Origin of the sequence: Mammaliicoccus sp. C-M13, from assembly GCF_022386845.1 — a bacterium.
Taxonomy (GTDB): domain Bacteria; phylum Bacillota; class Bacilli; order Staphylococcales; family Staphylococcaceae; genus Mammaliicoccus; species Mammaliicoccus lentus.
On sequence record NZ_JAJNHQ010000038.1, the window covers coordinates 1 to 473 of the forward strand.

General features: G+C 34.9%; 1 pseudogene. It reads right to left on the reverse strand.

What is annotated here, in order from left to right:
• Nucleotides 1–59 precede the first annotated feature (59 nt).
• A pseudogene (locus LQ615_RS13360) lies at nt 60–473 on the reverse strand (IS6-like element IS257 family transposase); the annotation flags it as partial.

The following is a 473-nucleotide window of genomic DNA, read 5'->3' on the forward strand; positions in this document are numbered from 1 at the left end:
GGTTCTGTTGCAAAGTAAAAAAATATAGCTAACCACTAATTTATCATGTCAGTGTTCGCTTAACTTGCTAGCATGATGCTAATTTCGTGGCATGGCGAAAATCCGTAGATCTGAAGAGACCTGCGGTTCTTTTTATATAGAGCGTAAATACATTCAATACCTTTTAAAGTATTCTTTGCTGTATTGATACTTTGATACCTTGTCTTTCTTACTTTAATATGACGGTGATCTTGCTCAATGAGGTTATTCAGATATTTCGATGTACAATGACAGTCAGGTTTAAGTTTAAAAGCTTTAATTACTTTAGCCATTGCTACCTTCGTTGAAGGTGCCTGATCTGTAATTACCTTTTGAGGTTTACCAAATTGTTTAATGAGACGTTTGATAAACGCATATGCTGAATGATTATCTCGTTGCTTACGCAACCAAATATCTAATGTATGTCCCTCTGCATCAATGGCACGATATAAATA